The following is a 10,804-nucleotide window of genomic DNA, read 5'->3' as shown; positions in this document are numbered from 1 at the left end:
GCAATGGAGAGAGTTGTACGCTGACCTCGTGACCGACAGTGATGCGACGGCCGCCGCGCACCCCGCAGGCGCGGGTTCCGAACGCGCGGCGCTGGAACGGGAGATCGGCGCCGACCTGCGCGCGCTCACCGCTGTCTCCGATCAACTCGGTCATATCTTCGCGCGGTCGAACAGTCTGCGCCCCAATGATTTCCGCGCCCTGCTTCATATCGCGACGGCCGAATACGAGGGTGTCCCGCTCACTCCCGGCCGACTCGGCACACTCATGGGAATGTCGTCGGCGGCGGTGACCTATCTGGTGGAACGGATGATCGAATCCGGCCATCTGCGCCGAGCCGGGGACGAATCCGATCGGCGTCGGGTGCTGCTCTACCACGACGAACCGGGGCGGGCCGCCGCCGAGGACTTCTTCGTCCCGGTCGGACAGAGCACCCGTGCCGCGATCGCGGACTTCGGCGTGGACGATCTGCGGACCACGCACCGGGTGCTTTCGGCGATCATCGAGGGGCTCGGACAGCATTTCGACGCGCTCGGCGCGCCCGCGCCTCGCGATCAGGCGGAGCGGACGGCACGGGGGTAGTCGGGCAGCGTGTAGCTGTCGGTCTTGCCGAGCATGCGCATCATCAGCGGTTTCATCATTCTGGTCGTCATCAGGCGTGAGACGGCCATGCCCGCGCGGATGCCGAGACGGGTCGACGGGGTCATCGCCCTCACCCCGCCCGGCGGCAATTCCATCGCGGCCGCCACGAAGGGGCGCAACGTGGTCTCGTAGGCGGCCAGTGCCCGGCGCGGATCGGTGGGAGCGGCGGCGATCTCGCCCGCGAGCAGGTACGCGCCGACCAGAGCCATCGCGGTGCCCTGTCCGGTCAGCGGCGAACCGCAGAACCCGGCGTCACCCAGGAGCACGACCCGGCCGCGCGACCAGTTCGGCAGATCGATCCTGGCCAGTTCGTCGAAATAGAAATCCGGTGCGTCGCCCATCGCCGCGAGCATGGCCTCGGCATGCCACCCGCCACCGGCGAGCCGCTCCCGGATCAACCGCTGCTGAGCGCCGACGTCGCGGCGCAGTGCCGGATCGGCCGGGCCACGTACGACCACCAGTGCCTTGCACGTCGCCGGATCGGCGTCGGGCCTGATTCCGATACCGGTCGCGCCGACCAGGGAATGCATGGAGAACCAGTGCGGCTCCACGCCCGCGGGGGTCGGCATGGTGAAGAAGGACATGTATCCGCCCAGGTAGGTGCTGTAGTCGCGCTCGGGGCCGAAAACCAGTTCGCGAGTGGCGGAATGCAACCCGTCGGCGCCGATAACGATGTCGTAGCGCTCGGCGGTTCCCGAGGCGAAGGTGACGTCGACGCCGTTCGCGTCCTGATGGATCTCGGTCACCCGGTCGCCGTAGCGGTAGTCCGCGCCGCCGGCTTCGGTGAGTGCGTCGAGCAGGACCTGGTTCAGGTCACCACGGGTGATCTCGATTTCGGCGACGCCGCCCTTGCCGTCGAACATGTCGGCGGGCATGCGCAGCGATTCCTTGCCCGCCGCGTCGACGTAGAGCATGCCGCGCTCGTCGAGTCGCTTGGCGTCGATGCCCGGCATCAGGCCCATCCGATCCGCGACGTCGCGACTCGGTCCGCGCAGGTCGACGGCCTGACCGCCGGGGCGGGGGGCTGCCGCGCGCTCCACGACGGTCGGCCGGATTCCGGCGCGGACCAGTTGCAGGGCGACGGCGTTGCCGCCGATGCCGCCGCCGCAGACGAGTACGCGCGGTGCGGCGGTGGCGTTGTCGAGGGAGTTCATGATGGCCCCAATCTTGCTCGAATGTCTTAGACATATGTCTAACAGAGTCGTAGAACGTTTGTCTAGTACAAATGTTCAAGACGTGCGTATGAGGCGGGGGGCCGGAGACGACGATGGACCGGAGCCGTTACCCGGCCCCGGTCCGTCACTTCGAGAATTCGGTTCAGTTCTTGCGCTGCGAATACGCCTTCCACCCGCGGAACGCGGTGATATCGGTCGCGGACACCGCGGACTCGTAGGTGCACGCGAAGCCGATCACCGAACGGCCGTCGGCCAATTCGATACTGGTCAACGCCATGGGCGGGGGCAGTTCGGCGAGGAAGCCGCCGAGTCCGGCGCGTGAGACCCGGAACAGTTCGCCCACGATCGGCGCGCCGAGTCCCGGGCCGTGGCGCACCAGACCCGGTTTCGGCGGTGTGGTGTCGAGCGCGGTGAGCCGGTAGGCGTCGGTGGTCTCGATCTCCCCGGTGAACCGCGCGCCGATCTCCTCCAACTGCCAGTGCAGCGTTTGCCCGCGCAGATGCGCGCCGAATACCGCCAGGTCGACGCCGTCGGCGACCAATGTCGGTGAATCGACGCCCGCGATGCGGGCCGCGAGATCGATGCCGACCTGGTCGGTGAAGGCCGGTGTCACCACCATCACGCCGAACGGTTCGCCGTCGGCGGTCGGTGCGCCCGGAATCGCCACCGCCGCCATATCCAGCAGATTGCAGAAGTTGGTGTAGGTGCCCATCCTGCGGTTGATGGTGATCGGATCGGCCTGCACCGCTTCGATACTCGGATGTTCGGTGGTGGTCGGCAGCAGCAGTCCGTCGAATTCGCGCAACAACTCCTCGGCCGCCGATTCGGCGCGGGCGAGGGTATCCAGATCCGCCGCGAAACCGGGGCCGGTGGTACGGCCCGCCGCCGCGATGATCGCCGCCACCGTCGGATCCGCACCGGCGGGCGCGGTGTCGAGGAAGGCGCCGACCGCGGTATAGCGTTCGGCGACGATCGAGCCGTCGTAGAGCAGCAGCGCGGCCTCCAGCAGCCCGGAGATGTCGATCTCCTTGGTGACGATGCCCGATTCCGTCACGGCGGCGACGGTTTCGGCGAAGGCCTTGCGGTAGCCCGGGGTGAGCGCGGCGAGATCCTCCGCGCGCGGCACGGCCAGGCGCGGCTGTCGCGGGGCGGCGAGCCGGATATCGGCCGGCCAGGTCCTGCTGCGCGGATCACGATCGTCACGGCCGGTCATCACCCTGGCCGCCGCGACGGCGCGGTCCAGATCGGCCGCGAAGACGGTCACCGCGTCGTAGTCGGCACACGCGGGGACGACGCCGTGCGCGGGAATGATCCCGAGGGTCGCTTTGATGCCGACGATGCCGTGCAAGGCCGCGGGTACCCGTCCCGACCCCGCCGTATCGGTGCCGATACCGATATCGGCGATGCCGAGCGCGACCGCGACCGCCGAGCCGGAACTCGAACCACCGGAGATCAATTCGGGATGCACCGCGTGCCGCACCGCCCCGTAGGGACTGCGGGTGCCGACCAGGCCGGTGGCGAACTGATCCAGATTGGTCTTCCCCAACACCAGCGCGCCCGCCGCGACCAGGCGTTCGACCGCGGACGCCGTGACCTCGGGGGTGTAGGCGAAATCGGGGCAGGCCGCCGTGGTCGGCAACCCGGCCACGTCGATATTGTCCTTGACCGCCACCAGGACACCGGCCAACGGCAGTACTTCACCGGCGGCGAGTCTGCGCTCCAGCGCGGCGGCCTCGGCGGTGACTTCGCGCTGTGCCCGCAGTGTTATCCACACCTCGGGGCGATCCACCTCGGCTATTCGCCGGAAGGCGGCTGCCACCCGTTCGGTCGGAGATCCGTGTACTTCGGTGTTGTCTGTATTGTCCACGACGCCTGCGGGCATTCAGTCCACTCCGATCACTGCTAGCGGGGTTCCCGGTTCCACCTTGGCTCCCGGGGCGGCGAACACCCTCAGGACCGTGCCGGCACCCGGGCTGTGCACCGGCAACTCCAATTTCATGGCTTCGAGGATGGCGACCGTATCTCCCGCGGCCAGCCGCTGACCTGCTTCGACCTCGACACGCCACACATTGCCGATCATCGGCGCGGTGATCACGGTCGCTCCGGGCGGCAGCCCGTCCAGCGGGTCCGCCGCTGGTTCGGCGACGGTCTCCACGGTGGCGGCGCGTTCGAATTCGCCCGAGGCGCGCCACGCCTGCTTCTCCGCCTCGAAGGCGGCGGCCTGCCGCGTCTCGAATTCCGTTATGGACGCGGCGTTCTCGGTGAGCATGCGCAGGTGATCGGCATAGGCGAAGGTGCCCTCGCCCACCTCGGCGTCGAATCGGCCCGCCTTCGCGGCGGCACGGTATTCGAGCAGTTCCGCGGGCGTCACCGGTTCCCAGACGATGCGGTCGAAGAACCGGAACAGCCACGGTGTCCCCGACTCGAACGGCGCGGACTGACGGTAACTCGACCAGATCGGAATGGTGCGCCCGATCAGCTGATAACCGCCGGGGGAGGCCATGCCGTAGACGCAGAGGTATTTGCCGCCGATGCCGACCGCGTCCGACGGGGTCCAGGTGCGCGCCGGGTTGTATTTGGTCGTGACCAGGCGGTGTCGCGGATCGAGCGGAACCGCGAGCGGCGCACCGAGATACACGTCGCCGAGGCCGAGTACCAGGTATTCCGCGTCGAACACCGCCGCGCGCACCTGTTCGACGCTGTCGAGTCCATTGATCCGCCTGATGAATTCGGTATTCGACGGCAACCACGGCGCGGTGTCGCGCACCCCGCTGCGGTAGCGATCGATCGCCTCGGCGATGGACGGATCGTCGAACGACAGCGGGAGCCGGATGGTGCGGCTGGCAACCACCATGTCACCGGTCGCGGGCAGTTCGGTCTCCAATTCGGCCAGCACGCCGAGTATCCGATACTGGGGCAGCACGTCCGGGTCGAAATGGATATGCAGGGAGCGCACGCCGGGTGTCACATCGATGATGCCGGGCAGACCCGACGCCGCGAGTGCGTCGGCCAGCGCGTGCACCCGCATGCGGAGTCCGAGATCGAGCACCATCTCGCCGTATTCGACGAGGATGTTGTCGTCGCCGCCGCGCAGGTAGACCACCGCCGGGCGATCGGTGGCCGCCTCGACAGCGCCGAGGACACCGCGATCGTCGTCGCCCGCGCGACCGGATACCCCGATCGAGGCGCGTGACCGCGCGGTATTCGAGCCGCGAAGCGCCTCGGCCTCGGCGTCGTCGACCGGGACGAATCGCACGGTGTCTCCCGGGCGCATCTGACCGAGTTTCCAGCGGTGGGCCGACACGACCGTGAGTGGACACGCGAAACCGCCGAGGCTCGGACCGTCCGGGCCGAGCAGGATCGGCGTGTCACCGGAGACGTTCAATGTTCCGACGCTGTACGGGTTGTCGTGCAGGTTCGAGGGATGCAGTCCGGCGTCGCCGCCGTCGCCGCGCGACCAGGTCGGTTTCGGTCCCTCCAGGCGGATGCCGGTGCGGTTGGCGTGACTGCCGACCCGCCACGGATACGAGTAGAACTGCGTCATATCGGCATCGGTGAAATAGGCGGGGGCGGTCTGCGGACCGACACCGACCGCCAACTCCCAGACGTGCCCGAACTCCGGTCGCTCATCCGGCGTGACATCGTGCGGCGCGCCCAGTTCGGCGCCCGCGACGATGCCGATGACATCGCCCGAAGCCACCGCCCGCCCGGTCACCCCGCCGAAACCGCCGAGGGTGAAGGTGGCGGCGCTGCCGTGGTACAGCGGTGCGTCGAAACCGCCGCGGACCGCGACATAGGTGCGCAGCCCGGTATCGAACGGCACCCCGATATCGAGGACCGCTCCGGCGTCGACGGTCATCGGTTGCCACATCCGCACCGGCACACCGTCGACCGTGACGGGCGCCTCGGCGCCGGTCACGCACACCACGGTCGGCTCGGAGAACGCGAGCCGCGGACCGTGCAGCGTGCATTCCAGCGCGGGCGCCTGCGGCGGATTGCCGACGGCGGAGTTGGCGAGGGTGAACGACAGATCGTCCATCGGGCCGGACGGGGGAATGCCGACCTGCCACAACCCGATTCGACCCGGATGATCCTGGATGGTGGTCATGGTGCCGCCGCGCAGCACGTCCACGCGATGTTCGACCGGGTGGATGCCCGCCAGGGTCGAGGTGAGATGGTCGGCGGCCAGCACCGCGGTGTCGTGCGCGGCCGCGCGCAATTGCGCGATATTGGTGCGGACGCCCTGGATGACGGTGCCGGCCAACGCGCGGGACAGATCGTCGAAGGCCGCGTCGCGGGAGGTGTTCGCGGTGATCACCTTGGCAAGCAGCGGATCGTAATACGGGCTGACCTCGGTTCCGGTACGCACCCAGGTGTCGACCCTGGCGTCGCCGGGAAAGTCGGCCGCGGTGATCAGACCCGCGCTCGGACGGTAGTCGTGCGCCGGATCCTCGGCGTAGACGCGCGCCTCGACGGCGTGCCCGGTGATCTCGGGACCGCGTTCGGGCAGCTCGTCCACCATCGAACTGTCCCCGCCCGCCAGCCGCAGCATCCACTCGACCAGATCCACCCCGGTCACGGCCTCGGTCACCGGATGTTCCACTTGCAGACGGGTATTCATCTCCAGGAAGGACGCCTCGCCGCGGTCGGCGTCGTAGACGAATTCGACGGTTCCGGCGGAGCGGTAGTCGACCGAACGCGCCAGCTCCCGCGACGCGCTGAGCAGGCGTTCGATCGTCTCGTCGGCCAGACCGGGCGCGGGCGCCTCCTCGATGACCTTCTGGTTGCGCCGCTGTAGCGAACAGTCACGGGTGCCGAGGCTGACCACCCGGCCCTGCCCGTCGCCGAACACCTGCACCTCGATATGCCTGGCGCGAGCGACGAAACGTTCGAGGAAGACCCCGGACGAGGAGAAATTGGTCGACGCCAGCCGTTGCACCCGCTGGTAGGCGGCACGAACCTCGTCGTCATCGGCGCAGGACTGTATGCCGATACCACCGCCACCGCCGACCGCCTTCAACATCACCGGGTAGCCGACCCGCCGTGCCTGCGCCACCGCGTGATCCGCCGATTCCAACAGGCCGCTGCCGGGAATCAGCGGCACCCCGACGGTGCGCGCCGCCTCGCGCGCGGTGTGCTTGTCGCCGAATATCCGCAACTGCTCCGGCGTAGGGCCGACGAAGGCGATACCGGCCGCGGTCACATCGGTGGCGAAATCGGCGTTCTCGGAAAGGAATCCATACCCGGGATGAACCGCACCCGCCCCGCTGGACAGCGCGGCGTCGATCACCCGGTCGGCGCGTAGATAGGAATCGGCCGCCGCGCTCGGCCCGAGTAGTACCGCGGTATCGGCGAATTCGACATGTGCCGCGCCCGCGTCGGCCTCGGAATAGACCGCGACGGTCTTCAACCCCAGCGCACGTGCGCTGCGCATGACTCGGCAGGCGATCTCGCCGCGATTGGCGACGAGCACGGTATCGAAATCCACCGCGGCTCCTACTCGGTTTCCATGGACATCGCGGCGATGGCCCTGGTGACGCGCTCCAGCACGACATCGAGGGATTCCCCGATGTGGCTGTGCAGCAGGCGATACGCGAGCGGAAGATCCTGGGCGAGTACCGCGTCGAGAATTCCGAGATGTTCGGTGATCGTGGTCTCGATCCGGTTGTTGACCATGAAGTCGTACATCCTCACGTGCCTGATGCGGGAATTCACCGCCTGCAACGCGCGTACCAGCTCCGCGTTCCCCGCCGAGGTCAGCAGCGTGACGTGGAATTCCTCGTCGCGCACCACGAATCCCGGCTCCTGCTCGGGCGGATCGGCCTGCAAGGCCAGCCAGCTCTGCCGCTCGGTTTCCAGCAGTTCGAGATCGTGGCGCACCGACGGATTGTCGATCGCGCGCGCGATACCGCCGAGTTCCAAGGTGATTCGAAGTTCGTAGAGGTCCCGGATCAGTGGAATACTCGGGCGCACGGGGCTGAAGCCGTATTCCTCGCGGCGCAGCAGTCCGTCCGAACACAGGACCGTCAATGCCTCGCGGATCGGGGTCCGTGAAATTCCGAAGCGCGTCGACAATTTCGGCTCGGTCAGGCGTTCGCCGAATTTGATGTCACCGTTCATCAACTCGCTGCGTAACGTCGTATAAACGACGTCGCGCAACGGCCTGCCCGCAGCATCGGCCAGTGTAGCCACCCGTGTCGACATGCCTGTGTACGCTATGTACCTCGTGTTTCGTCGAGATGACGGTAAGTTATCCGGGCGTAAGCGTCTGCTCACCACGAATGCGGATAGGCACCGAGAATTCGCCGTGCGACCGCCCGCCGGTCACCGACTTCACCGATTCCCGTCGAAAAAGGGGAGCAGACTGCAACAGCTGGCAACACCCGGACGCTATCGAATGACATATAGCGCCCCCAGGCTGATGACAGCCCCGGCGCCGGGATGATGCCGTACCCCTCAGCGGCACAACCCTCCGACCGCGCCGTCGGAGGGTGGCCCACACCCCGGCGCCGGGTGCTCCGCACTCGAGCCTCGTGGAGGTAGCGATGGAACTGTTCGTACTCGTCGGATTGCTCGTGCTGGTCTCCGGGCTGCTCGCGGTCATCGTCGGAACGGTCTGGTGGCCGCTGCCGTCCCCGGCCGTCGACGGTGACGAACGGGTGCGCGAGGTCTGGCCCTCGGGGTGGCCGCACGAGGCGCCGGAACGGCCGTTCAGCGTCGTCGAAGCCCGGCAGGCGCTGCGCCGCCACCGCCCCTGCCATCCCGAGCGTTGCGCCCGCAAGGCCGCGGCGTCCAGGGCATTGCGCGCCGCCGGTTACACCGATCCCGGTCGGGACTGAATCGGAGACCGCGCCCGCATCGAATATATGTTCGATCGGGTGTATGGTCTCGCTATGTCCGAGTTATCCCGCCTCGATCGGGCCGCGACGAACATCACCGAGGTCAAACGTCAGCTGCTCGACGCCGCCGCGTTCGGTAAGCATCTGACGCCCGAGCAGCTCGAGAACGCGGCGGGAAAACTCGACGAGGGACTCAGAATCTACACCGAGAACCTGCGCGGTCGTCCCCGCTGAACCACCGTTCGCGACCGGGTGTCGAGTTACCGTCAGGTCACCACCGATTTCGGGTGCCAACGGCGTCTTCGCCGGTCTACTGTGAGATCCCCGACTATCACGCACAGCAGGAGGGGAGCCGATCATGGCCTCGCCGAACCGGGGTGCCGCCCCCCACGCGCAGGGCGCGGACACACGCTCCGGACACACGCCACCGCCCGCGAGGTTCTCCCCGCCACCCCCGCGCCGCTCCCACCCGGTGACTCAGCCCTTCACCCAGCCCCTCCCGATCCCCACCGACCTGCCCGCCGCCGCGGCACCCCCCGGCCGTCGCCGCCAATCCCCGTGGATCCACCTCGCCCTCTTCTTCCTCACCGCGGGCATCGGCAACGTCCTCTACGCCCGCCGCGTCTCGGCCTGGAATCACGAGCGGGAGCGGTAACGGCCGCTACCGTTCTCGATCGCTGGAATAGAGCGCGTCCGAGTCGATCAGCACGACCTCGCCGCGATCGGACGCCGCGCGCGCCGCGGGCATGAACCCCGCACCGCTGTAGCAGGCGAGTCGGGTGTGGGTGGTATCGAATTTCGTCGAGAGCAGGTCGCGGATGCGGCGCAATCGGTCGATATGGCCGCTGCCCATCACGTCGTTCCACTTCGCCTCGCCTACGGACAGCAGCGCCTCGGTGCCGTCCGGCAATTCGCCGAAAACCACCACGTCGACCTCGTGGGTGGTCTTGCTCACCGGATCGTTCACCATGCCACTGCCCACGCGAGTGATCGGGCCCCCGAACACGGTGTCGGCGGCGTAATCGGCAACCCAGTTGCGGCACACCTCTTCGAAATGTGGTCCGAGCACATTGCTTTCGAAGCGGTGCCGACGCCGTTTCCACAAGCGGGCGGAGTCGCGGGCGCGTTCCCACTCGGTCCAGTCGGGACGCGCGACAGCTTGATAGAACGTGACCAGCGGTTCGCTGATCCGATAGATCATGCGGTTACCGCGGAACAGATCCGGCTCACGCCGTAGCAGACCGCAGTCCTCCAGGACCGAGAGAGGATGGGTGATGTCACTGGTCTTGCGACCGACATACGAGGCAATACCGCCACTCGTCGAATTCCCCTGGGCGACAGCGGCGAGCACCGAATGATAGAGGCCGGGATCGCGTAGACCCGGTTCTTCGCTGAGTAGGTATCGCGGCTCGCGGAACAGCGGACTCGACGGGTTCAGAGCGGTCCGCAGCACCCAGTCGTCGAAGTCGGCAAGGTCGGCCGGAGTGTCGTCCTCGACGAATTCGCGCCGGTAGGCCGGGGTGCCGCCGACGATCGCGTGCACGAGCAGCGCCAAGCGCGGATCCTCGATTCCCCAGAACTGGGCCGCGAGGCGGTAATCCAGTGTCGGAACGATCAATTCCAGCCCCGCCCGTCCTCGAAGCGGCGCGGTACCGGCGAGCAGCGACCCCATGAAGGACATGGCCGAACCGCACAGCAGCAATCGGGACCGCGAGGCGAGCCGTTCGGCGCGCCTCGGCGCGAGGGCCGCCTGAATGATGGACGGCAGGCCGGGGCTCGACTTCACCAGGTAGGGGAATTCATCGACAACCACCGGCAGTTCGCGCTCTCTCGACAAAGCCAGCAGGGTATCGACCGCCTGTCGCCAGTCGTCGAACCGTATCGGCAGCGACGACCCACTGAACTCGGCCACCGCCCCCGCGAGATTTCGCAGCGACTCCGCTTCGGTGGCCTGGTCGGCGGCGAAGTAGAACCCTCCGGTGGCCTCGCACAGCGCCTCGAGCAGAAACGTCTTTCCCTGCCTACGTCGACCGGAGACCACCCCCAATGTCGCGTTCGGCTGTCCGCTCGTGACGAAATTCGTCAGCGCCCGCCACTCCCTGTCGCGGTTGAACATGTCGATCGGCTTGCTGATCAGCGGATTCTCCTCC

The 10,804-nt window shown here is 67.7% G+C and carries 9 protein-coding genes; 4 read left to right on the top strand and 5 right to left on the bottom strand.

The genetic code is table 11. The annotated features are described in order from the left end of the window. The first annotated feature begins 28 nt into the window (after window positions 1–28). Complete coding sequence (locus DAT37_RS00865; RefSeq protein WP_109522732.1) at window positions 29–580, top strand: MarR family winged helix-turn-helix transcriptional regulator; 552 nt, start codon at window positions 29–31, stop codon at window positions 578–580. On the opposite strand, the gene DAT37_RS00860 is transcribed toward DAT37_RS00865, so the two are convergent. From DAT37_RS00860 to DAT37_RS00845, 4 genes are all read right to left on the bottom strand, one after another. Next, window positions 553–1,794 (bottom strand): FAD-dependent monooxygenase, encoded by a 1,242-nt coding sequence (locus DAT37_RS00860; RefSeq protein WP_109522731.1) that lies wholly within the window; start codon window positions 1,792–1,794, stop codon window positions 553–555. The genes DAT37_RS00865 and DAT37_RS00860 overlap by 28 nt on opposite strands. Before the next feature lie 163 nt (window positions 1,795–1,957). Further along, window positions 1,958–3,697 carry an allophanate hydrolase gene (atzF, locus tag DAT37_RS00855; protein WP_109522730.1) on the bottom strand — a complete coding sequence of 580 codons (1,740 nt, stop codon included), beginning with the start codon at window positions 3,695–3,697 and terminating at the stop codon, window positions 1,958–1,960. Further along, entirely contained in the window at window positions 3,698–7,303 is a 3,606-nt protein-coding gene (uca, locus tag DAT37_RS00850) for an urea carboxylase (RefSeq protein ID WP_109522729.1), read from the bottom strand. 8 nt (window positions 7,304–7,311) lie between these two features. After that, a complete protein-coding gene (locus DAT37_RS00845; protein WP_109522728.1) occupies window positions 7,312–8,019 on the bottom strand; it encodes a GntR family transcriptional regulator in 708 nt (235 codons plus the stop codon). A gap of 341 nt (window positions 8,020–8,360) precedes the next feature. On the opposite strand from DAT37_RS00845, the gene DAT37_RS00840 reads away from it, so the two are divergent. The 3 genes from DAT37_RS00840 to DAT37_RS43765 all read left to right on the top strand — a co-directional run bounded on the left by DAT37_RS00840 (window position 8,361) and on the right by DAT37_RS43765 (window position 9,309). Further along, a complete protein-coding gene (locus DAT37_RS00840) occupies window positions 8,361–8,654 on the top strand; it encodes a hypothetical protein (protein ID WP_109522727.1) in 294 nt (97 codons plus the stop codon). 54 nt (window positions 8,655–8,708) lie between these two features. After that, window positions 8,709–8,888 carry a DUF6374 family protein gene (locus DAT37_RS00835; RefSeq protein ID WP_157978233.1) on the top strand — a complete coding sequence of 60 codons (180 nt, stop codon included), beginning with the start codon at window positions 8,709–8,711 and terminating at the stop codon, window positions 8,886–8,888. Window positions 8,889–9,012: 124 nt separating this feature from the next. Next, window positions 9,013–9,309, top strand: coding sequence for a hypothetical protein (locus tag DAT37_RS43765; protein WP_157978232.1), 297 nt, complete (start codon window positions 9,013–9,015; stop codon window positions 9,307–9,309). A 6-nt stretch (window positions 9,310–9,315) separates the two neighbouring features. Here DAT37_RS43765 and DAT37_RS00825 read toward each other — a convergent pair whose 3' ends face one another. Beyond that, on the bottom strand, window positions 9,316–10,770 hold the full coding sequence (locus DAT37_RS00825; protein WP_198654033.1) for an AAA family ATPase: 1,455 nt from the start codon (window positions 10,768–10,770) through the stop codon (window positions 9,316–9,318). Window positions 10,771–10,804: the final 34 nt, after the last annotated feature.

Source organism: Nocardia aurea (assembly GCF_003123685.1).
GTDB classification, from domain to species: domain Bacteria; phylum Actinomycetota; class Actinomycetes; order Mycobacteriales; family Mycobacteriaceae; genus Nocardia; species Nocardia aurea.
This window is presented reverse-complemented; position numbering and strand designations above follow the sequence as displayed.